Here is a 20,250-nt window from a genome sequence, read left to right as displayed (position 1 = left end):
CGCGGCCCGGCAGGGCGGTTCGGCAGGTCACCACGACAGGGGGCAGGGCATGAGTGACGACGGGCGCCGGATACCGGAGTTGGCGGCCGGCCGCCGGCCCGCCGGGCGGGCACTGCTGGGCTGGCTGGACGACGTGCAGGCGCCGCTGCTGTGCCGGGTGGCCGGTTCGGCCGGATCGGGCCGCAGTCACCTGCTGGCCTGGCTGGTGCTCGCCTGCACGTCGGCGGCGACGCCGGCCGGGCAGCGGGTGCACGCCGTGCTGCCGGCCGCCGGTGTGACCGCCGACAGCGCGGCCTGGCTGCTGGGCGGCCAGCTCGGCGTGGTCGCCCGCGCCCCGGCGGACGTGCTGGCGGCGGTCGCGCAGGACGGCCGCCGGACGGTGATCTGCGTGCCGGAGCTGAGTCTGGCGGCCGATCCCGGCGCCCTGGTGGCCGAGTTGCTCGCTCCGCTCCTGCGGATGCCGGGTGTGCGGCTGGTGGTCGAGGCGTCCGAGGGCACGCCGGAGGCCGCCGCGCTGACCGCCGTGGCCGCGCCCGCCGTGCTGGACCTGGACGACCCGCAGTGGACCGACCGGGCCCGCTACGAGGCCTGGTGCGCGGCGGAGCGGGCCGATCCGTCGGCGTACCCGAGCCCCGGTGCGGCGCTCGCCGCCGCCGGGAGGCAGCCGTCGCCGCCGCCGGTCGTGGAACGCCTCGCCGACCTGCTCGCGCTGGTGCCGGGCGGCCCCCCGGAGCTGCTGGCGGCCGGGCCGGGTCTGCTGTCCCGGGTCTGGGCCGCGGCGGCCCGCGAGGGCGCTCCGGCGTCGCTCGCGGCCGACCCGCTGCTGCTGGTCCACGGCGATCCGCTCGCGGTGACGGCCGCGCTGGCCGGCCTCGCCGCGCCCACCACCGTCTCCGCCGCCTGGGCGGAGGCCGGTCCGGCGCTGGCCGGCGAGGACGATCCGGCGGTGCGGGCGGCGGTGCTCCGCAGCCGGCTGCTCGGCCGGGACGATGCGGCCGCCGCCCGGCTCGACCCGCCGCAGGCGGGCTGGCAGGGCGTCTGGGCGCGGTGGCGGACGGGCGCCGTGGCGGCTCTGAGCACCGGCTGCGGGCCGTACGCCGGCCAGTTGCTCGTCGCCGACCCGGACGGGGCCGTCCGTGCGGTGCTGGCGGGGACGGGACAGCCGCAGGGCACGGTCGTGGTGCCGGGGCCGAAGCCGCTGCGCGCGCTGACGGTGACGCCGGGCGGCAGCGTGCTGCTGCTGGACGCCTGGGGCGCTGCCGCGATCGTCGCCCCGGACCGCCCGGCCGAGGGCTTCGAACCGTACGCGCTCGGCGCCGCCCTGGACGGCCTGCGGGCCGTCGCGGGTGCCGGGTTGACGGTGCTGGCGGCCGCGCCGGAGCTGCCGGGTGCCGGGCCGGCGGCGGGTGATGCGGCGGGTGGCGTGCACTGGTCCGAGGATGGCCGGGTGACGAGTCGCGAGCTGCACCACGGGCCGGTGACGGCCCTCGCGGCCACGGCGGACGGCGGCGTCCCGCTGCTGGTCTCGGGCGGTCTGGACGGCGCGGTGCGGCTCTGGGGCCCGGATTCCGAGCCGATGGCGGAGCCCTCCGACCGGCGCCACGTGCCGGTGACGGCGGTCGCCGCGGGCCTTACGGCCGCAGGTCTCGCGGTGGCGGCGGCCTGGGCCGACGGGCTCGTCCGGGTGCGCCGTCTGACCGGTGACGGGCGCGCCCTGGACTTCCGTCCGGGGTCCCCGGTCCACGCGCTCGCGTTCGCCGACGGGCTGCTCGCGGTGGGCCTGCCGGACGGCCTGCTCGCCGTCCGGGCCGACGGGGGCGCCGCCCGCTGAGTTCACCGGCGAGGTCCCCGCTGGGTGGCGGCCAGGACGGCCGCCCTGGCCGCCGCCTGGGCCGCCGTCCGCGCGGGGGCGGGCGGCCCGGCCAGCACGGTGTCCAGCCGGGCGACCAGCAGGGCCTTCGGGGCGGTGTCCGGCCAGTACCAGCCGCGCCCGGTGTGCCGGGCCAACTCGGCCGGCGTCAGACCGCGTTCGCTCATCGCCGCGACGGCGGCCAGCCGGGACGGGTGGCGCAGCGGCAGGTCGACGGCGGCCAGCCGCAGGTCGACGGGCAGCGCCAGTGCGAACTCCCGCCACTGCCGCGCCTGTTCCTCGGCTTCGCGCGTCACGCGGGTACCCGCGCGGGGGGCCTGCACGTGGGCAACGACCGGAATCTCCGCCTGGGAACCACCGCCGTGGGGAACCGCCTGGGTGGCCGGGGGGCCGCCCCCCTCACCTCCCGGGGGTACCGTCCCCCTGCCCTCCCCGGGGTGCGCGCCCCCCGGGTCCTCCCCGAACTGCGACTCCTCGTCGGACGGTTGACCGGCCCAGTCCTCGTCCGCCCACACCGGCCGGCCGGGCGCCCGGCGCCGCTTGCGCCGGGAGTCCGCCAGCGAGTCCACGGCCGCCGTCCAGTCCGGCTCCCAGCCCGGCACCAGCAGCGCGTACACCACCGCGAAGCCCTTCCGGGCCTCGCCGACGATCTTCACCAGCCCCGCCGCCATCGCCGCCCGCAGGTAGCGCCGGGCGTCCTTCACGTCGCAGCGCGCCCCGTCCGCGATCCGTCCCAGCGGAATTCCGTCGCCGCTGCGCCGGAACCGCACCACCCCGTCCTCGTTGGCGAGCGCGCTGAGGCTCTGCAGCACCTTGAGGAATCCGCCGCCGAGGGGCCTCGGCATCTTCGCCGACCACCGCCAGGTCAGCGCTGTCCGGAAGCTGTGCGCCACCGACGTCCCCCGCTGTGAGGGGTCCCGACGATCTGGAGCGCGGCCGCCGCCGCGCGCCCCCTCCCCGGTCGACGCGCCCCGGGGTTCTGCTGTCACCATGCTCTGCATGTGGGCCTCCTGGCCCCGTACACCTGCGCCGCAGCCGCTCCGCCGGCCGCCTCGAACGGCGGAACGGCTGGGCATCACTCTGCGGACCGGGCATACTGGGAGCCGTTGTATGTGGGCCAGGCGACGCAACTGCCAAGAAGAGACGCCCGGCTGTGATGGGTGGCCCCGGACCGAAACGTTCGGGGTCATTCTTCATAATACGGTCCGTCAGGCATGGCAATAATATTCCGACAATCAGTCAATTCCCTTGCCATTGACGATTGTTCGGCATTCCCGCCCTACAGAGGGTCGCCGGGAATGGCCATGTACCGACCGTGCAGCAGGTCGATCACCGGGTGACTTCCGGGCAGTTCCACGCCGTCGACGCCGGACACCGCCCGCACGCCGAACGCGACATTGGTGGCGAACGCCGCGTCGAAGCCCGCCACCTCCGCCAGTGCCACCGGCACCGTGCTGCACGCGTGCACCTGCTTCACCAGCTCCATGGTGGTCCCCACCAGGCAGTCCGCCTCCGGCCAGACCACCTCGCCGCCCCGGACGAAGCCGATGTTCCAGGTGCCGCCCTCCGACACCCGCCCTTCGGCGTCCACGAACAGCGCGTCGTCGAACCCGGCCTGCTGCGCCGCCCGGCGCTGCCGCAGTGAGCCGAACAGCCCGACGCTCTTGATCTCCGGTGCGTCGCGTACGTACTCCACCGACCGCGCGCGCAGCGGCCCCATCGGCAGGCCGCCCGCCGGACGCACCGTCACCAGCACCCGGGGTTCGGCGGTGGCGCCGATGTGCACCACGTCCAGGGCGGGGTCGAACACCGTCACCCGGACGACGGCCACCCCGGCGTCCGGCGCGCCCCGCCGGGCCAACTCCCTTACCCGGTCGGTGTCCAGCTCCGTGCCGAAGACCGCCCGGCAGTCCCGGGCGAGCCGCGCCAGGTGGAGGGCCAGGCCACGGACCCGGCCGTCCTCCACCCGCATCGAGGTGAAGTGCCCGTAGTTGGTCAGCGCCAGGGCCTGGAGCTGGTCCGGCCCGACCGGAACGCCGTTGAGTTCAGCCATCCGGCCAGCATGCCGGACCGGTCGCGCCGTCGCGCCGTCGGGCCGTCGCGCCGTCAGGAGGTCAGGCGGTGCCGCCGAGCCGGTCGCGCTGGATCTGCTGGGCGAGGGTGCGGCGCACGGAGGCCGACCCGCTGCCGACCGTCTTCGCGGGGGAGTCGAGCCCGCGGCTGATCTCGTCGTACGCGGCCCGGTAGCCGGCGGGCAGCTCTGCCCGGTGCAGCCTCAGGTCCGCCTCGACGAGGCGCCGCAGCTCGTCCACGCTCCGGGGCGTGAAGCGCTTCCTGCCCCGGGCGACGGCGTTGACGTGGCGGGCGCAGCGGGCCGGGTCGAGGGTCTCGGCGATCTCCTCGGCGAGGCCCCACAGGCGGCCTTCGAGCCACGGTGTGTCGGGCTGGTCGAGCGAGAGGTCCATCGGGGGCGCCGGGTCGGCGGACCGGTACTTCGCCACCTGCTTGGACACGGCGGGCTGGCTCACCTCGGTGAGCCGGGCGATCCGGTCCTGGGTCCAGCCGAAGCCGGCGAACAGCGTGATCATCTCGGCGCGGAGCCTGCGCATCTCCTCGCCCGCGCGGATGACCTCGTTCATGCCGGCGAGCATCCGCTCGGCCTGTTCCTCGGTGAGCGCCTCGGGGGCCCGGTGCCTGTTCTGGTCGCCTGTCACCACCCGGTTATACACCCCGGGCACCCCTCGTCATAACCAGGTTGTACAACCCGGTTATGGCTGGCAGGATCCCCGTCATGCCCACCTTCTCCGCACCGGACGGAACCCGGCTCGCCTACCGCGTCCACGGAGCCGGCGACCCGCTGCTCTGCATCCCGGGAGGCCCCGCCGACCCGGCCTACCTCGGCGACCTCGGCGGTCTGCCGGCCCACCGCCGGCTGATCGTCCCGGACCTCCGCGGCACCGGCCGCTCCGCGATCCCCGAGGACGTCTCCAGCTACCGCTGCGACCGCCAGGTCGACGACATCGAGGCACTGCGCCGACACCTCGGCCTGCCCCGGACGGACCTGCTCGCCCACTGCGCCGGAGCCGGCATCGCGACCCAGTACGCGGCCCGCTTCCCGGAGCACGTCGGCAGGCTCGCCCTGATCACCCCCAGCACCCGGGCCGTCGGCATCGAGATCACCGCGGAGACCAGACGCGAACTCGCCCGGCTGCGCTCGGCCGAACCGTGGTTCCCGGAGGCGTTCGCCGCACTGGAGGCGATCGCCGGGGGCACCGGCAGCGACTGGGCGGCCGTCCGGCCCTTCCTCTGCGGCCGGTGGGACGCGGCGGCCCGGCGGCACCTCGCCGCCGCCGAGCCCACCAACAGGGACGCCGTCGCCCACTTCGCGGCCGACGGCGCCTTCGACCCCGGGGCCACCCGCGCCGCGCTCGCCGCCCACCGCGGTCCCGTCCTGCTGCTCGCCGGGCAGTTCGACCTGAACAGCCCTCCTCGCTCGGTGGCCGGGTTCGCCGCCCTCGTCCCCGCCGCCACCCTCGTCGTCCAGCCGGGAGCGGGCCACTACCCGTGGGTCGACGACCCCGCCCGGTTCCTGGCGGCCACGGCCGCGTTCCTGGCGTAGCGGCGCCCGGCCGGTCAGGGCGCCGTGTAGTCCGGGACCAGCTTCGCGGACTCGGCCGCGGCGTTGGCGAGGCCGGTACGGGTGTCCTCCTGGCCGGCGAGGATCTTGGCGAGTTCGGTGCCGAAGGGCTCGTACAGGAGGGTGTACTCGGCCAGGGCGGGGCGGGCCCGGCCCGTCGGCAGCAGCGCCCGGAAACCGGCCAGGCCGGGGACGGTGGTGACCTCGGCGGTGTAGGCGTCGTCCCGGGTCGGCATGGTCGCGTTCCTGGCCGCGGCGAAGGCCTGCGAGCCCGCCGAGGTCATGAAGGCGACGAACTTCTGCGCGGCGGCGCGGTGCGCGGCGTCGGAAGTGGCGTTGACGACGAGGTTGTGACCGCCGAGCGGCGATCCGGGCCGGCCCGCGCCGCCGGCCGGGACGGCCGCGATGCCGAGGTTGGCACCGTCGGGGAAGGCGGGGCTCCCGAGGAGGGCGGCGGTCTCCCAGGGGCCCTGGAGGACGGCGGCGGCCTTGCCGTTGCTGAAGGCGTCCATCACGGTGGCGTAGGCGTTCTCGGTGGTGTCCAGCCCGGCGACGCCGGGGGCGGCCAGCAGGCCCCGGAGGGTGTCGATGCCGGCGACGGCGGCCGGCGAGCCGACCGTGATCCGCTTGCCCGCGACGTCGACCAGGTCGGCGCCCTCCCCGTACAGGAACGGCATCGCGTAGTAGTCCTGGGGGTTGAAGGCGAACCCGTCGACGCCCGTCCTCTCCTTCACCAGGCCGGCGTCCGCCCGCAGTTCGTCCCAGGTGGCGGGGGCGGCGGCGATGCCGGCCTTGGCGAAGAGGTCCTTGTTGTACATCAGCGCCAGCGTGTCGGTGACCTGCGGAATGCCGTAGAGCTTCCCGCCGTAGGTGGCCTGCTCGATCAGCGCCGGCTGGAACTTCGCGCTGTCGGCCGCGGCGACCGTGCCGTCCAGTGATGCGAGGTCGCCGGACTTGGCGAGGTCCGCCGTCCAGCCGACGTACGCCCGCAGGACGTCCGGGGCGTCCGAGGTGCCCGCGGCGGCCTTGAACTCCTCCCGGGCCCCGTCGAAGGGCACGTTGGTGTAGGCGACCCTGATGCCCGGGTTCGCCTTCTCGAAGTCCGCGACCAGGGAGCGGTAGGCCGGCGCCTCCTTCTCCGCGTCCGAGGTGTCCCACCAGGTGATGGTGACGGGGCCGGGGCCGGTGGGGGCGGCCGGGCCGGCGGCGCCGGAGCTGCACGCGCTCAGCACGGCGGCGGCCGCCGCGGTCAGGGCGAGGGCCGTGAGGGCACGACGCATGGGATGGGGGTCCTTGCTCGGGTGGGGGAGGTCGCCGGGCGCGGCGCGGCCGTTCAGTGGTGCAGCACGGCGGAGGCCCGGAGCGGGTCGATGCGGGCTCCGCGGCGGTGCAGGAGGGCGTGGTCGGTGCCGGAGCAGGCGACGGCGGCGATGATCGCGTCCTGGAGGATGCGGGCCCGTACGGCGAAGCTCTGGGTGCCGGCCCGGCCGTCGCGGAGGGTGGTCGGCATGGTGACCACCCACAGTGGGGGCGCGACGGCCGGGCTGCTCCACGGTGCGGCGGTGGCGGTGCGGGCGGAGTGCTGCTGCTGGGCGGGGAGGCCGCCGGTTGCGGGGGCGGCTGCGACTGCGGGGGCGTGGCCGAGGGCCATGGCGACTCCTGGACGGGGCGGTCGGTGGTGCGGAGGGCCCCGGTGGGCGGGTCGGGCGCTCGGCGGCCGGGTGGTGCCTGCCTGAGTGCACGCGGATGCGGGGGAAGCGGGGAGGCCGCCCGATGCGGGTGGTCGGCGGCTCCGGCCAGGGGCTCGTAGGTAGACCCTCGCTCGCGGGCCCGGGGGCGTCAAGGCTTCTTGCAGATTTGCAGAAAGTTTCTGCAAGGTAATCCGGGGGTGTCCGACCGCGGGCCCTGCCCGGTGCGGTCGGCCCCGGCGCGTGCTATTTTTTGTGAGCGATCGTTCAACTATGGAGGTTCCGGTGGGACGCAGACAGCTCTGGGACCGTACCGAGGTCCTGGCCTCCGCCATGCGGCTGTTCCGCCACCGCGGCTACCAGGGTGCCTCGCTGCGGGACATCGAGGAGGCGACCGGCCTGCACCCGGGCAGCCTGTACCGGAGCTTCCGGAGCAAGGACGGCCTGTTCCACGCCGCCCTGGACGCCTACAACGAGCAGGTGGTGCAGGGGCGGGTCCGGACCCACCTCCTGGAGCCGGCCGACCCGCTGGCCGGCATCCGGTCGTTCTTCACCACCGCGTTCGAGACCGGCGTCGATCCCGACCCGGGCTGCCTGCTCACCAACACGGCCGTGGAGTGCTTCACCGTCCCGCAGGCCGCCGAAGGCGTCCGGCGCGGCCTGGAGACCATCGAGTCCGGCTTCGCGGACGCCCTGACCCGGGCCCGCGCACTCGGCCGGCTGCCGGCCGGATCGGACATCGGGACGACTGCCGCCCACCTGCTGGCGCTCTATCAGGGCCTGTTGGTACTGGTCCGGGCAGGCACCCCCCACACCAAGCTGCACACCGTCACCGATGGCGCGATGGCGTCCATCGGCCCCGAGCAGAACGAGGAACAGCGATGACCGACTCACAGCAGCTCTGGAACGACTACGCCGCCTGCTGGTCCGCCGGCCCCGGCGAGCGGATCGCCGCGCTCGGCGCGGTCGCCGTCGACGAGGTCGCCTACCGCGACCCGGGAACGGAGGTCAGCGGCCTGCCCGGGCTCGCCGCCTACATGGCCGGATTCGCCGAGGCCTTCCCCGGCCACCGGTTCCGCATCGACGAGGTGCTCGACCACCACGACCGGTCGCTCGCCCGCTGGACCCAGGTCGGCGAGCAGGGCGAGACCGCCATGGCGGGCGTGAGCACCGCACTCCACCGCGACGGCCGGCTCGCCGACATCACCGGGTTCTTCCTCCCCGCGTGAGCGGACCTGTGTGAGCGGAGCGGCATGGGCCGGCCCGGCCGGGCGGAGTGGTCAGGCCCCGGCCTGCTTGCCGCCGCCCGGCTGGGTGGTCGGGATCCGCCGGGTGAAGAACAGGGCGAGGACGGCGCTGAGGGCGAGGACGGCGAGTGCGGCGCGCAGGCCGTCGATCCTCGCCGCGGCGTTCGCGTCCAGGGCGGCATCGGCCACGGCCGTGCTGACGCCCGCCTGGTCGAGGGCGCTGGTGAGCTGGCTGTCCGACAGGAAGGGCGCGCCGCCGGCGAGCTGGACGGCCGCCTGGCTCGTGACCTCGTCCGGGATCGCCGGGTTCTGCTCGACACTCGTCAGGAACGAGGTCGTCAGCGTGGCGATCATGATCGACCCGGCGAGCGCCGTGCCGATCGAGGCACCGAGGTTGGTGACGGCGTTCTGGATGCCGCCGACCTCCGCGCTCTGCTCGTCGGGCACGGCGGACACGGTGACCGCTCCTAGCTGGGACGCCAGCGCACCCATGCCCAGCCCGATCAGCAGCAACGGGACGGTGACGACCTCCGCCCCCGCGTCCGCGTCGAGCGCGGCCAGCAGCACGACGGCGCCCGCGAGCAGCGCGAGGATCCCGAGCCGCACCACCCGCCGTGGCGAGACGTCCGGCAGCAGCCGGGGGATCAGGATCGCGGCGGCGAGCAGGGTCAGCGAGAGCGGCAGGATCCGGGCGCCGGTCGCGAGCGCGGACAGGCCGAGGGCGACCGACAGGTAGAGCGGTACGACGAAGAAGACGCCCATCTGCACGAGGTACTGGAAGAAGAACATCGTCAGGCCGCCGGTGAGCTGCCGGTTGCGCAGCAGCGCCGGGTCCACCAGCGGCTCCCGGTGCTGCTCCACCAGGCGGGCCTCCCAGCGGAGGAAGAGCCGGACCAGCAGCAGCCCCGCCAGCATCAGCCAGGTGGCCAGCGAGAGCCCGAGCCAGGCCGGTGCGCCGGGCTTCGGCAGGAACCAGCCCCATTCGCTGGAGCGCAGGACCCCGTAGACGAAGACCCCGAGCCCGAGGGCGGAGAGCACGGCGCCGACGAGGTCGACCCGGGGGCGCCGGTCGGCCGGCGCGTCGGCGATGCGACGGGTCAGCACCAGGATGCCGAGCACGATCACGACCTCGCCGGCGAAGACCCAGCGCCAGGAGAAGTACGTCGTCGCCACGCCGCCGATGAGCGGCCCGACCGCGATCGCCGCGGCGCCCGCGGCGGCCACCAGCCCGTAGGCGGCGGGGCGGCGCTCCGGGGCGAAGTTCCCGGCGACCAGCGCCACGATCGCGGGCAGGATGAGCGCCGCCCCGATCCCTTCCAGGAACGACCAGCCGAACAGCAGCACCGGCAGGTTCGGGGCGACCGCCGTCGTCAGGGAGCCGCAGCCGTAGACGACGCAGCCGATCATGAACGCGCGCCTGCGGCCGATGAGGGCGCCGACCTTGCCGCCGGGGATCATGAACATCGCCATCACGAGCGTGTAGGCCGTGATCGCCCCCTGGATCCCGGTCACGGTCGTGCCCACGTCGTCGGCCACCGTGGCGATCGAGACGTTCATGACCGAGCTGTCGAGCGCCATCAGGAACTGCCCGGCCGCGAGCGCCAGCAGCACGATCCCCGCCGGCGTCGAACCCTCCGATGTGCGTGATCCGGGTGCCATGGACGCATCGTCCCAGCAGTTCCGGCGGCCCGCCCCCCGGCCGTTTCCCTGTTGCCGCACGAGGTGTCGGGGCCGACCCTGAATCGGGGGTTCGGAATCCCGCGCGCAAGGAATGCGCACGGCAGGACACCAGGGAGCGACCATGCCTCTCGTCCGCAGGAACCAGGCCATGCTGAGCCGCAAGGAGAAGGAGCAGTACGTCCAGACGGTTTTGAAACTCAAGGAAAGGGGCGTGTACGACAACTACATCACCGAACACGCCGAGATCGCCTACTACGGCCACGGCGGCCCGAGCTTCCTCCCCTGGCACCGGGAGTTCCTGCGGCGGTTCGAACTGGACCTGCAGAGCGTCAACCCGGCCATCACCCTGCCGTACTGGGACTGGACGGTCGACAACAGCCCGAATTCGTCCATCTGGGGCGACGACTTCATGGGCGGGAACGGGCGGCCGGGCGACAACGTGGTGACGACGGGGGAGTTCGCCGGGGCGAAGGACCACTGGAAGTGCCTCCGGCTCGGCATCGAGGCCGATGAACTCACCCGGCAGTTCGGTGTCCACATCGACAGCCTGCCGAGCGCGCAGGACGTCTCCGACTGCCTCGGGGTGACCCCCTACGACTCACCGCCGTGGGACGGGTCGAGCGATCCGAGCTTCCGCAACTACCTCGAAGGCGGGATCGGGCCGAACATCCACAACCGGGTGCACCAGTGGGTCGGCGGGCACATGCTCCCGCTGAGCTCGCCCAACGACCCGGTGTTCTTCCTGCACCACGCCAACACCGACCGCCTGTGGGCCGAGTGGCAGTACAACCAGGATCTGCCCTACGAGCCGCAGGGAAACGGGCCGGAAGGGCAGAACCCGGACGACTCCATGATCCCCTGGGGCGGCGCGACCACCGTCGGCAGCGTCCTCGACCATCGCGGCCTGGACTACCTGTACGACACGGAGGGGCCGGTCGCCGAGGGCGACCGGATGCTCCCGGGCGACGTCCTCAACCCCGGTGACTCCCTGGAGTACCGGGACGGCAAGCTCCTCCTGTACACCTTCGGCTACACGCTGCAGGGCGCCCTGGTGCTGGCCGACGTCCGCAACCGGCGGCTGCTGTGGAGCAGCGGCCCGCTGCCCGGAGCCCCCGGCCGGCTGATCATGCAGCCGGACGGCGACCTCGTCGTGTACGACGACGAGGGCAACCGGAGGTGGAGCTCGCAGACCGCGGGCAACCCCGGCAGCCGCTGCTACGTCACCTTCCACGGCAAGGCGGTCATCTACTCCGCGGGCATCCCCGAGCGGGACATCTGGGAGGAGCCCAAGGGCTGACCGGACCGGCGGGCGGCGGGGCCGGGCACCTCGGAGCGCGGCCCCGCCGCCCCCGCCCGCCCAGGAGCGGTTGACGGATCCTCAGGAGCGGGTGGGGCGTCGGCTCAGGGCCACACCAGGCAGTACAGCTGGTGGCCCGCGTCGTGCAGGCGGTTCGCGAAGTCCTGCCACTCGTGGAGCATGCTGTAGATCACGAAGGCGTCCCGCGGGCCCCGGCGGTCGGGGACGGTGGACCAGATGAAGGCGGCGGCGCCGAGTTCGGTCTCGTCCGCCTTGCGGAGGGGCTCGACGACGATGTGCGGGAGCTGGACGACGGCGTAGTCGGGGTGCAGGACGACCAGCTCCAGCGGCGGGACCTGGTGGAGCGGGACGCCCTGGATGCCGGTGAGGACCATGGCGCTCATGGTCTCCGGCTTGATCTTGGTGGAGAGGTGGCCGTTGGGGGAGCCGCTGGTCTCCATCAGGTCGCCGAGGCGGCCGAGCGCGCCGAGCTCGCCCGCGTCGAGGCCGAGGCCGCCGGGGCCGAGCGCGGTGGGGACTCTGGCGGCGGTGGCGCGATCGGGTGCGCCGAAGTACTTGTAGGTCACCCCCACGCGTCCCTCACCCCGTCTTCCACTGCCACCTGCACCCGTACCAGCTCCCGTCCCCCCGCGCGCAGCCCTGGCGGACCGGCGGGAGCCACGCGCGATCTCGTCGTGGCCGTCCTGCGCCTCGGACACTCGGACCATCCTCACCGGAATTCGCCGGAATCGACAGACCCCCACACGTCCGGCGTCCCTCCCGGACGTGCCCCTTACCCCTCAATGCGCTGCGTACCCGTACACGGCCGCCGCTCAACCCGTTCCGACTGCTCGATAAAAACTGCTGCCCGCAGCCGCGGGCGCGCAGTCCCTGTGCACAGCATGTGCGCACAGTCTGACCTCTCCGGTCAAGGCAGCACTCAGCGCCCCTGCTGTACGGACAACCGTACAGACAACGGCACACGGATCATCGTTCCAGATGATCGGGTCCGACATGCAGAGGTGAAGGACACGATTTGAGACCATGTCCGGGTGAGCTACCCCTACGAAGCACCTCAGTCCCAGTCGTTGTTCGACCGCGCCTCGGTCGTCACCCCCGGCGGTGTCAACTCTCCGGTCCGCGCCTTCCGCGCCGTCGGCGGCACGCCGCGGTTCATGGTGTCCGGGAGCGGGCCCTATCTCACCGACGCGGACGGCCGTGAGTACGTCGACCTGGTGTGCTCGTGGGGGCCGATGATCCTGGGCCACGCCCACCCGGCCGTGATCGACGCCGTCCGGGCGGCGGTGTCGCACGGCACGTCCTTCGGCACGCCCGGGCAGGGCGAGGTCGAGCTGGCGGAGGAGATCGTCGCGCGGATCGCGCCGGTCGAGCAGGTCCGGCTGGTGTCCTCCGGCACCGAGGCGACGATGTCGGCGATCCGCCTCGCCCGCGGCTTCACCGGCCGCGCCAAGGTGGTGAAGTTCGCCGGCTGCTACCACGGCCACGTGGACGCGCTGCTCGCGGCGGCCGGCTCCGGCGTCGCCACGTTCGGCCTGCCGGACAGCCCCGGGGTCACCGGCGCGCAGGCGGGCGACACGATCGTGCTGCCGTACAACGACCTGGCCGCGGTCGAGGCCGCGTTCAAGGCGCACCCGGGCGAGATCGCCTGTGTGATCACCGAGGCCTCGCCGGGCAACATGGGCGTCGTCCCGCCGCTGCCGGGCTTCAACGGCGGTCTGGCGCGGCTCTGCCGGGAGAACGGCGCCCTGTTCGTCTCCGACGAGGTGATGACGGGCTTCCGCGTCTCCAGGGCGGGCTGGTACGGCCTGGAGGCCGCGCACGAGGGCTGGGCGCCGGACCTCCTCACCTTCGGCAAGGTCATGGGCGGCGGGTTCCCGGCGGCGGCCTTCGGCGGCCGCGCGGACGTGATGGGCCACCTGGCCCCGGCCGGCCCGGTCTACCAGGCGGGCACGCTGTCGGGGAACCCGGTCGCGACCGCCGCCGGCCTGGCGCAGCTGCGCGGCTGCACCGACGAGGTGTACGCGACCGTGGACCGGGTCGCCGAGGAGGTGTCCGGCCTGGTGTCGCAGGCGCTGGCCAAGGAGGGCGTCGCCCACCGGCTGCAGAAGGCCGGGAACATGTTCTCGGTGTTCTTCACCGAGGAGCAGGTGACCAACTACGACGAGGCGCGGACGCAGCAGGCGTACCGTTTCACCGGCTTCTTCCACTCGATGCTGGCCCAGGGCGTCTACCTGCCGCCGTCCGCCTTCGAGTCCTGGTTCGTCTCGGCGGCCCACGACGAGCGGGCCGTCGAGCGGATCGCCGCCGCCCTGCCGGCCGCCGCCCGTGCGGCCGCCGAGGCCCGGCCGGCCGCGTAGCCGAGTGCCCGGCCCCACCGATTCCCAGCCCGTCCAGCCCACCCAGCCCGTTCCAGCAGCCTGCCAGGAGAACTTGAAGTGAGCGCCCAAGAGATCACCGTCGTGCACCTCATGCGGCACGGCGAGGTGCACAACCCGGAGGGCGTCCTGTACGGGCGCCTGCCGGACTACCACCTGTCCGAGCTCGGCCGGCAGATGGCCGACCGGGTCGCCGAGGACCTCGCCGGGCGTGACATCACCCACGTGGTGGCGTCCCCGCTGGAGCGGGCCCAGGAGACGGCCCAGCCGATCGGCAAGGTGCACGGCCTGGAGATCGCGGTCGACGACCGGCTGATCGAGGCGGACAACATCTTCCAGGGCAAGACCTTCGGGGTGGGCGACGGTTCGCTGCGCAACCCGGGGTACTGGAGGTACCTGACCAACCCGCTCAAGCCGTCCTGGGGCGAGCCGTACATCGAGCAGGCGGTGCGGATGTCGGCGGCGCTGGCCGCCGCCCGGGACGCGGCGCGCGGGCACGAGGCGGTCTGCGTCAGCCACCAGCTGCCGATCTGGACGGTCCGCTCGTTCGTGGAGAAGCGCCGGCTGTGGCACGACCCGCGCAAGCGGCAGTGCTCGCTGGCCTCGCTGACCAGTTTCACCTACGAGGGCGACCGGATCGTCTCGGTCGGCTATCGCGAGCCGGCCCGCGACCTGCTGCCCGCGCACCTCATCGGCAAGGGCGGCAAGGACAAGCCGGTCGGTAAGAGCTTCGGGGCCTGACCGTCCAGGTGGGGCACGGCTCGGGTGCAGGTCAGAGGGGGTCCGACACGCAAGGTCGGACCCCCCGAAACCTGTCCGGGGAGTCATGCGAAACTTTTCACATGTCTGGCACGACGCGCCCCCGCCTCCGTCTCGCCGCAGCCGTCACCGCCGCTGCCGCGCTCGTCCTCACCGGTTGCTCGTCGTCCGGATCATCAGGCAGCACGGACGCGCAGACCGGCTTCATCATCGGCAAGGGCGGCGCGCCGGACGTCGCCGCGGCCGGCCACCGCCAGGACGCGCCGGACATCTCCGGCACCACCCTGGAGGGCGCCAAGGTCTCGCTCTCGGACTACCGGGGCAAGGTCGTGGTGCTCAACGTGTGGGGCTCCTGGTGCAACCCGTGCCGGGCCGAGGCCCCCGAGCTGCAGCAGATCTGGGACAGGTACAAGGACCAGGGCGTCCAGTTCCTCGGCATCAACACCCGGGACATCGACCCCAAGAACGCGATCCGGTTCGAGCAGGAGAAGGGTGTCACCTTCCCCAGCCTGTACGACCCGGACGGCACCCAGATCCTCAAGTTCCCCAAGGGCAGCCTCAACCCGAAGTCGATCCCGACCACCATCGTGATCGACCGTGAGGGGAAGCTCGCGGCCCGGTCGATGAAGGCGCTGGAGAGCGACAAGCTCGAAGCGATGCTCGCGCCGGTCATGGCGGAGCAGCCGAAGTGAGTGCCCTGATCGCCCTGGGCGACCCGACGACGACGGTGGAGAGCGGCGCGATCCTGCTGGCCATGCCGGTGGCACTGGCGGCCGGCCTGCTCTCCTTCTTCTCGCCCTGCGTGCTCCCGCTGGTGCCGGGCTACCTGTCGTACGTCACCGGGTTCTCGGCCGCCGACCTCGCCGACGCCCGGGGCGGCAAGCGGGGCCGGATGCTGCTCGGCGCCGTGCTGTTCATGCTCGGGTTCACCGCCGTGTTCGTCTCCACCGGTGCGCTCTTCGGCTACTTCGGCGACACGATCCAGGCGCACAAGCGCCCGCTCGACATCGTGCTCGGCGCGGCCACCGTCGTCCTCGGCCTGGCCTTCATGGGCCTGGTGCCGGGTCTGAGCATGCGGGAGGTGCGCACCCACCGCCGGCCGGCGATCGGCCTGGCCGGGGCGCCGCTGCTCGGCATCGTCTTCGGGGTCGGCTGGACCCCGTGCATGGGGCCCACCCTGGGCACCATCCTGACGCTCTCCGCCGACCAGGCCGGTGCGGGCCGCGGCGCGCTGCTCGTGACGGTCTACTGCCTCGGCCTCGGCGTACCGTTCATCGTGGCCGCGCTGGCCTTCCGCCGGGCACTCGGTGCGTTCGGCTGGGTCAAGCGGCACTACCCGCTGGTGATGCGGATCGGCGGCGGCATGCTCGTCGCCGTGGGCCTGCTGCTGGTGACCGGCGCCTGGGACTCGATGGTGCAGCAGATGCAGTCCTGGACCGCCGACTTCTCGATCGGAATCTGACCGTGAGCAACACCGAGACCCGCCCCCCCGAGCCGGACGAGACCACCGCCGAGCGCCTCAGCAGCGCCCCGGTCGAGTCGGACGGCCCGACCGGCATAGGCATCCTCGGCTGGTTCCGCTGGATGTGGCGCCAACTGACCTCGATGCGGGTCGCGCTGATCCTGCTGTTCCTGCTCTCGCTGGCGGCCGTCCCCGGCTCGCTGATCCCGCAGAACGGCCAGAACGCCTTCAAGGTCCAGGCCTGGAAGGCCGTGCACACCACGGCCGCGCCGATCTACGAGAAGTTCCAGCTGTTCGACGTGTACAGCTCGGTGTGGTTCTCGGCGATCTACATCCTGCTGTTCGTCTCGCTCGCGGGCTGCATCATCCCGCGCACCTGGCAGTTCGTCGGCGTGCTGCGCGCGCAGCCGCCGGCCGCCCCGCGCAACCTGACCCGGATGCCGGTGTACGCCGCCTGGCGCACCGACGCGGACGCGGACACCGTGAACGCCGCCGCCCACCGGCTGCTGCGCAGGCGGCGGTTCCGGGCGAACCTGGCCGACGGCTCGGTGGCGTCCGAGAAGGGCTACCTGCGCGAGGTCGGCAACCTGCTGTTCCACCTCTCGCTGTTCGCGCTGCTCGCCGGGTTCGCCTGGGCGAGCCTCGCCAGCGGCCAGGGCGGCAAGCTGGTGATCGAGAAGCAGGGCTTCTCCAACACGATGACCCAGCTGGACGACTTCACCGGCTCGGCGTTCTACGACTCGGAGGACCTCGACGCGTTCGGCTTCAAGCTGGACAGCTTCACCTCCCGGTTCCAGACCACCGGCGACCAGATCGGCAGCGCCCGCGAGTTCACGGCGCACATCCGGTACTGGAAGGGCAGCGACGACTCGAAGCTGACCGCCGGCGACATCCAGGTCAACCACCCGCTGGAGATCGGCGACAGCAAGGTCTTCCTGATCGGCCACGGCTACGCCCCGGTCGTGACGGTGAAGAACGCCAAGGGCGAGACGGTGTACTCCGGCCCCACCGCGTTCCTGCCGCAGGACGCCAACCTCACGTCCACCGGCGTGATCAAGGTGTCCGACTACGGCTTCAGCGACAAGGACCAGAAGAAGGTCAAGCTGGCCTTCTCCGGCTTCTTCCTGCCGACCGCGCCCTCCAACTTCGACGCGACCACCGGCCCGCGCTCGCTCTTCCCGGGCGACGCAGACCCGGTGCTGGTGCTGAACGCCTACGTGGGCGACGCGGGCGACTCCGGCCTGCCGGAGAACGTCTACCAGCTGAACCCCAAGGGCATGACCCAGCTCAGCCAGGACGGCAAGATCGCCGCCCAGAAGCTGAAGCCGGGCGAGGGCTGGAACCTCCCGGACGGCTACGGGACGATCACCTTCGACGGCTACCAGCAGTGGGCCAGCTTCAACGTCTCGCACCGCCCGGGCAACGCCGTCGCGCTGGCCGGCGCGGTGTGCGCGATCCTCGGCCTGGTCGGCTCGCTGTTCGTGCAGCGCCGGCGGATCTGGGTGCGGGCGGTCACCACGCCGGACGGCGTCACCCTGGTGGAGCTCGCCGGGCTGGCCCGCAGCGAGTCCGCCCGGATCGCGGAGGAGCTGGCCGAACTCGCGGTCGACCTCCAGGACGACGCCCCGGCCCTCGACGAACCCGACGGCCCCGCAGCGCCCGACGGCCCCGCGGCAACCGAAGACTCCGCAGTACCCGAAGACCCCGCAGAACCCGCTGTTCCTGCCGACCAGAACTCCAAGGAGTAGACGGTGCATCTCGCCTCGGCGGTCGACCCCAGCCTGGCCGACCTCTCCAACAAGCTCATCTACTCGGCCATGGCCGTGTACCTGATCGCCATGTTCGCCTACATGTTCGAGTGGACGTTCGGCAGCAAGGGCGCGGTCGCCGTCCGGTCGTCCGAGCAGTCCAGCCTCGCCGAGACGGTGGCCGCGGCCGCCGCCCCGAAGCCGGCCAAGGCCGCCAAGCAGGTCACCGTCACGGTCGCCGCGGCCGGCGGCGGCACCACCACGCTGACCCGCACCGCCCTCGCGGGCGAGGGCGCGACGGTCGTCACCAGCGGCCGCGGCGACACCGAGGAGCCGGACGGCCCGGGTGCGGCCGGCGGCAGCGAGAAGGCCGACCTGGCCGGGCGGATCGCCATCTCGCTGACGATCCTCGGCGCCCTGCTGCACATCGCCGCCGTGGTAGCCCGCGGCCTGTCGGTGATGCGCTGGCCGTGGGGCAACATGTACGAGTTCTCCTGCGCCTTCGCACTCACCATGGTGCTCGCCTTCCTCGGCCTGCTGGTGTCCCGGAAGCAGGCCCGCTGGCTCGGCCTGCCGGTCACCCTGGCCGCGCTGCTGACGCTGGGCCTGGCCACCACGGTGCTCTACACCGACTCGGAGCAGCTCGTCCCGGCGCTGCACTCGTACTGGCTGGCGATCCACGTCTCCACCGCGATCTTCTGCGGCGGCGCCTTCTACGCGGCCTTCATCACCACGGCGCTGTACCTCGGCAAGGACTCCTACGACAAGCGGGTCGCGGCCGGCCTGACCACCGGCCCGCTCCGCACCTCGGCCTCGGTCTGGCAGCGGCTGCCCGCCGCGTCCACCCTGGACAAGCTCTCGTACCGGATCAATGCCCTGGTCTTCCCGCTCTGGACGTTCACGATCATCGCGGGCGCGATCTGGGCCGAGGCCGCCTGGGGCAAGTACTGGGAGTGGGACCCGAAGGAGACCTGGTCGTTCATCACCTGGGTCGCCTACGCCTGCTACCTGCACGCGCGCGCGACGGCCGGCTGGAAGGGCCGCAAGGCCGCCTACCTGGCGCTCGCCGCGTTCGCCTGCTGGCTGTTCAACTACTACGGCGTCAACATCTTCGTCACCGGAAAGCACTCGTACGCGGGCGTCTGACGGTCGTACGGTCCGACGGCCCGGCGCTCCGCAGGACGGAAGCCCGGGCCGTCGCGGTGAGCAGTGCGGCGCGTTCTCAGGGGAGGGGAAGCGGTGGCCGAGGAGCGGACAGGATGCCCGCAGTGCGAGCAGGAGGACGCGTCGATGACCGTCCGGGCTGCCTACCAGGACCGCGAGGGGGCGCTCGGCGGACCGCCGTGGGCGACGGTGGCCCCGCCGCCGCTCTCCGGGCCGCCGCCGGAGCCGGAGACCGGCGCAGGGGTGGCGGTCCTGGGCGTGATCGGCGGCCTGCTGATCGTCGTCGCGCTGCTCGGGATCGCGTCGGACGGCCTCCCCGCGCTGGGCAGCGCCTACGAGACCGGCCAGGCCTTCGGGAAGCTGCTGTTCCCGCTGCTCGTCATCGGCGCCGCCCTGCTGCGCCACGGCGTCGTGAGGGCGCGGTACAACGACCGGCTGGCCGTCCACCGGGCGCAGACCGCGCTCTGGAAGGGCCGGCAGGCCGTCTGGGAGGCCGCCAGGCTCTGCCGGCGCTGCCGGGTCGCGTACTTCCCGGCGGGGGTGCTCCGGGCCGACTTCCCGGCCTCGCCGCCGATCCCGCTCGAACAGTTCGCGGTGATGGTCGTCACCATGGCCGAGCGCGCGTACGGCAGTGCGCCGCTACTGGCGGGCGGGCCGCCGGCGGCCCTGGTGTGACCGGCTGAGGATGCGTCAGCCACCCGCTCCGGCACGGGAGGGGTGGTGTCCGGATATGTGACAGTTTGTGGCAGGGTATGTGTGCAGGCACCAGGGCCTGCCACGGGAGCGTCGAGGAGGACCGCGCAATGGAGTGCGACGAGGTCATGGTGACCGTCCGAATCACCGCCGCCGAGCGGACGCTGCTCCGCCGGCTCGCCCAGGGGCATCACAGCGACCTGTCCGAGGTCGTGGCCGACGGCCTGCTGGACGTCATCCCGACCCTCTACAGCCGCGCCGACGCCTACCGGCTGCTCGCCGCCCTGGCCGCCCCCGCGCCCTGCGCCCTGACGGTCTGGCTGCCCGCCCCGCTCGCCGACCTGCTCGTCCCCGGGGCCGCCCGGGTCACCCAGGTCACCGGCGTCCGGATCGGCTCGGCGAGCGCCATGCTCGGGGCCGCCCTGCGGCTGTGGCTCACCCAGGACCCGAACCGGCTCGCGGCCAACCTCAGCGTCATGCACGCCGGCCGCCCGCGGGCCCTCGCGGCGGCCTGACCGGAACCCGCCGAGGGCCCGCCACGGGCCCCTCCCGCCCGGGATCCGCCGCGGGCCCGCTCCCTACGATGTGTACGGAGCGCGGCCGACGGAC

The 20,250-nt window shown here is 73.3% G+C and carries 20 protein-coding genes; 13 read left to right on the top strand and 7 right to left on the bottom strand.

The features are described from left to right. The first annotated feature begins 49 nt into the window (after nt 1-49). Entirely contained in the window at nt 50-1,831 is a 1,782-nt protein-coding gene (locus ACFUK0_RS14740; protein ID WP_380249920.1) for a hypothetical protein, read from the top strand. Between the two features lie 2 nt (nt 1,832-1,833). On the opposite strand, the gene ACFUK0_RS14735 is transcribed toward ACFUK0_RS14740, so the two are convergent. The 3 genes from ACFUK0_RS14735 to ACFUK0_RS14725 form a co-directional block, all read right to left on the bottom strand. After that, nucleotides 1,834-2,715 (bottom strand): hypothetical protein, encoded by an 882-nt coding sequence (locus tag ACFUK0_RS14735; RefSeq protein WP_380249918.1) that lies wholly within the window; start codon nt 2,713-2,715, stop codon nt 1,834-1,836. Nucleotides 2,716-3,149: 434 nt separating this feature from the next. After that, nucleotides 3,150-3,923 (bottom strand): aminotransferase class IV family protein, encoded by a 774-nt coding sequence (locus ACFUK0_RS14730; protein ID WP_380249916.1) that lies wholly within the window; start codon nt 3,921-3,923, stop codon nt 3,150-3,152. Between the two features lie 61 nt (nt 3,924-3,984). Continuing rightward, entirely contained in the window at nt 3,985-4,584 is a 600-nt protein-coding gene (locus ACFUK0_RS14725) for a sigma-70 family RNA polymerase sigma factor (protein WP_380249914.1), read from the bottom strand. A gap of 77 nt (nt 4,585-4,661) precedes the next feature. Between ACFUK0_RS14725 and ACFUK0_RS14720 the strand changes: the two genes are divergently transcribed. Beyond that, complete coding sequence (locus tag ACFUK0_RS14720; RefSeq protein ID WP_380249912.1) at nt 4,662-5,489, top strand: alpha/beta fold hydrolase; 828 nt, start codon at nt 4,662-4,664, stop codon at nt 5,487-5,489. A gap of 14 nt (nt 5,490-5,503) precedes the next feature. Here ACFUK0_RS14720 and ACFUK0_RS14715 read toward each other — a convergent pair whose 3' ends face one another. Next, nucleotides 5,504-6,787: an extracellular solute-binding protein gene (locus ACFUK0_RS14715; RefSeq protein WP_380249910.1), complete on the bottom strand. Its 1,284-nt coding sequence runs from the start codon at nt 6,785-6,787 to the stop codon at nt 5,504-5,506. A 53-nt stretch (nt 6,788-6,840) separates the two neighbouring features. After that, on the bottom strand, nt 6,841-7,158 hold the full coding sequence (locus ACFUK0_RS14710; protein WP_380249908.1) for a hypothetical protein: 318 nt from the start codon (nt 7,156-7,158) through the stop codon (nt 6,841-6,843). A 322-nt stretch (nt 7,159-7,480) separates the two neighbouring features. Between ACFUK0_RS14710 and ACFUK0_RS14705 the strand changes: the two genes are divergently transcribed. Together ACFUK0_RS14705 and ACFUK0_RS14700 are read left to right on the top strand one after the other, a co-directional pair. Next, nucleotides 7,481-8,080 (top strand): TetR/AcrR family transcriptional regulator, encoded by a 600-nt coding sequence (locus ACFUK0_RS14705; protein ID WP_380249906.1) that lies wholly within the window; start codon nt 7,481-7,483, stop codon nt 8,078-8,080. Further along, nucleotides 8,077-8,424 (top strand): nuclear transport factor 2 family protein, encoded by a 348-nt coding sequence (locus tag ACFUK0_RS14700; RefSeq protein ID WP_380249904.1) that lies wholly within the window; start codon nt 8,077-8,079, stop codon nt 8,422-8,424. The genes ACFUK0_RS14705 and ACFUK0_RS14700 overlap by 4 nt, the downstream gene beginning before the upstream one ends. Nucleotides 8,425-8,475: 51 nt before the next feature. On the opposite strand, the gene ACFUK0_RS14695 is transcribed toward ACFUK0_RS14700, so the two are convergent. Continuing rightward, complete coding sequence (locus tag ACFUK0_RS14695) at nt 8,476-10,101, bottom strand: MFS transporter (protein ID WP_380249902.1); 1,626 nt, start codon at nt 10,099-10,101, stop codon at nt 8,476-8,478. Nucleotides 10,102-10,243: 142 nt separating this feature from the next. Here ACFUK0_RS14695 and ACFUK0_RS14690 point away from each other — a divergent pair, with 142 nt between their 5' ends. Beyond that, the gene (locus tag ACFUK0_RS14690; protein ID WP_380249900.1) at nt 10,244-11,419 is read left to right on the top strand and encodes a tyrosinase family protein; all 1,176 of its coding nucleotides are present in this window, start codon (nt 10,244-10,246) and stop codon (nt 11,417-11,419) included. Nucleotides 11,420-11,523: 104 nt separating this feature from the next. Here the strand turns inward: ACFUK0_RS14690 and ACFUK0_RS14685 are convergent, their stop codons facing one another. After that, on the bottom strand, nt 11,524-12,147 hold the full coding sequence (locus tag ACFUK0_RS14685; RefSeq protein ID WP_380249898.1) for a hypothetical protein: 624 nt from the start codon (nt 12,145-12,147) through the stop codon (nt 11,524-11,526). Between the two features lie 324 nt (nt 12,148-12,471). On the opposite strand from ACFUK0_RS14685, the gene hemL reads away from it, so the two are divergent. From hemL to ACFUK0_RS14645, 8 genes are all read left to right on the top strand, one after another. After that, a complete protein-coding gene (gene hemL / locus ACFUK0_RS14680) occupies nt 12,472-13,797 on the top strand; it encodes a glutamate-1-semialdehyde 2,1-aminomutase (RefSeq protein ID WP_380249896.1) in 1,326 nt (441 codons plus the stop codon). 111 nt (nt 13,798-13,908) lie between these two features. After that, nucleotides 13,909-14,556 (top strand): histidine phosphatase family protein, encoded by a 648-nt coding sequence (locus ACFUK0_RS14675; RefSeq protein ID WP_380249948.1) that lies wholly within the window; start codon nt 13,909-13,911, stop codon nt 14,554-14,556. A gap of 101 nt (nt 14,557-14,657) precedes the next feature. Then, nucleotides 14,658-15,266 carry a TlpA family protein disulfide reductase gene (locus ACFUK0_RS14670; RefSeq protein WP_380249894.1) on the top strand — a complete coding sequence of 203 codons (609 nt, stop codon included), beginning with the start codon at nt 14,658-14,660 and terminating at the stop codon, nt 15,264-15,266. 62 nt (nt 15,267-15,328) lie between these two features. After that, nucleotides 15,329-16,036 (top strand): cytochrome c biogenesis CcdA family protein, encoded by a 708-nt coding sequence (locus ACFUK0_RS14665; RefSeq protein WP_380249946.1) that lies wholly within the window; start codon nt 15,329-15,331, stop codon nt 16,034-16,036. Between the two features lie 2 nt (nt 16,037-16,038). Beyond that, nucleotides 16,039-17,784 (top strand): cytochrome c biogenesis protein ResB, encoded by a 1,746-nt coding sequence (locus tag ACFUK0_RS14660; protein WP_380249892.1) that lies wholly within the window; start codon nt 16,039-16,041, stop codon nt 17,782-17,784. A gap of 3 nt (nt 17,785-17,787) precedes the next feature. Then, nucleotides 17,788-18,930 (top strand): c-type cytochrome biogenesis protein CcsB, encoded by a 1,143-nt coding sequence (ccsB, locus tag ACFUK0_RS14655; protein ID WP_380249890.1) that lies wholly within the window; start codon nt 17,788-17,790, stop codon nt 18,928-18,930. Between the two features lie 144 nt (nt 18,931-19,074). Continuing rightward, the gene (locus tag ACFUK0_RS14650; RefSeq protein WP_380249888.1) at nt 19,075-19,623 is read left to right on the top strand and encodes a hypothetical protein; all 549 of its coding nucleotides are present in this window, start codon (nt 19,075-19,077) and stop codon (nt 19,621-19,623) included. A 128-nt stretch (nt 19,624-19,751) separates the two neighbouring features. After that, nucleotides 19,752-20,156 carry a hypothetical protein gene (locus tag ACFUK0_RS14645; protein WP_380249886.1) on the top strand — a complete coding sequence of 135 codons (405 nt, stop codon included), beginning with the start codon at nt 19,752-19,754 and terminating at the stop codon, nt 20,154-20,156. Nucleotides 20,157-20,250: the final 94 nt, after the last annotated feature.

This window comes from Kitasatospora sp. NPDC057223 (assembly GCF_042669755.1).
GTDB lineage: Bacteria > Actinomycetota > Actinomycetes > Streptomycetales > Streptomycetaceae > Kitasatospora.
Note: the sequence above shows the minus strand (reverse complement) of the source record. Positions and strands in the feature narration are given on the sequence as shown.

Bases quoted from the DNA above. Each gene is read 5' to 3' on its own strand.
- ACFUK0_RS14740 (WP_380249920.1), top strand. From the start codon at position 50: ATGAGTGACGACGGGCGCCGGATACCGGAGTTGGCGGCCGGCCGCCGG.
- ACFUK0_RS14735 (WP_380249918.1), bottom strand. From the start codon at position 2,715: ATGCCGAGGCCCCTCGGCGGCGGATTCCTCAAGGTGCTGCAGAGCCTC.
- ACFUK0_RS14730 (WP_380249916.1), bottom strand. From the start codon at position 3,923: ATGGCTGAACTCAACGGCGTTCCGGTCGGGCCGGACCAGCTCCAGGCC.
- ACFUK0_RS14720 (WP_380249912.1), top strand. From the start codon at position 4,662: ATGCCCACCTTCTCCGCACCGGACGGAACCCGGCTCGCCTACCGCGTC.
- ACFUK0_RS14715 (WP_380249910.1), bottom strand. From the start codon at position 6,787: ATGCGTCGTGCCCTCACGGCCCTCGCCCTGACCGCGGCGGCCGCCGCC.
- ACFUK0_RS14710 (WP_380249908.1), bottom strand. From the start codon at position 7,158: ATGGCCCTCGGCCACGCCCCCGCAGTCGCAGCCGCCCCCGCAACCGGC.
- ACFUK0_RS14700 (WP_380249904.1), top strand. From the start codon at position 8,077: ATGACCGACTCACAGCAGCTCTGGAACGACTACGCCGCCTGCTGGTCC.
- ACFUK0_RS14695 (WP_380249902.1), bottom strand. From the start codon at position 10,101: ATGGCACCCGGATCACGCACATCGGAGGGTTCGACGCCGGCGGGGATC.
- ACFUK0_RS14690 (WP_380249900.1), top strand. From the start codon at position 10,244: ATGCCTCTCGTCCGCAGGAACCAGGCCATGCTGAGCCGCAAGGAGAAG.
- ACFUK0_RS14685 (WP_380249898.1), bottom strand. From the start codon at position 12,147: ATGGTCCGAGTGTCCGAGGCGCAGGACGGCCACGACGAGATCGCGCGT.
- ACFUK0_RS14675 (WP_380249948.1), top strand. From the start codon at position 13,909: ATGCGGCACGGCGAGGTGCACAACCCGGAGGGCGTCCTGTACGGGCGC.
- ACFUK0_RS14670 (WP_380249894.1), top strand. From the start codon at position 14,658: ATGTCTGGCACGACGCGCCCCCGCCTCCGTCTCGCCGCAGCCGTCACC.
- ACFUK0_RS14665 (WP_380249946.1), top strand. From the start codon at position 15,329: ATGCCGGTGGCACTGGCGGCCGGCCTGCTCTCCTTCTTCTCGCCCTGC.
- ACFUK0_RS14650 (WP_380249888.1), top strand. From the start codon at position 19,075: ATGACCGTCCGGGCTGCCTACCAGGACCGCGAGGGGGCGCTCGGCGGA.
- ACFUK0_RS14645 (WP_380249886.1), top strand. From the start codon at position 19,752: ATGGAGTGCGACGAGGTCATGGTGACCGTCCGAATCACCGCCGCCGAG.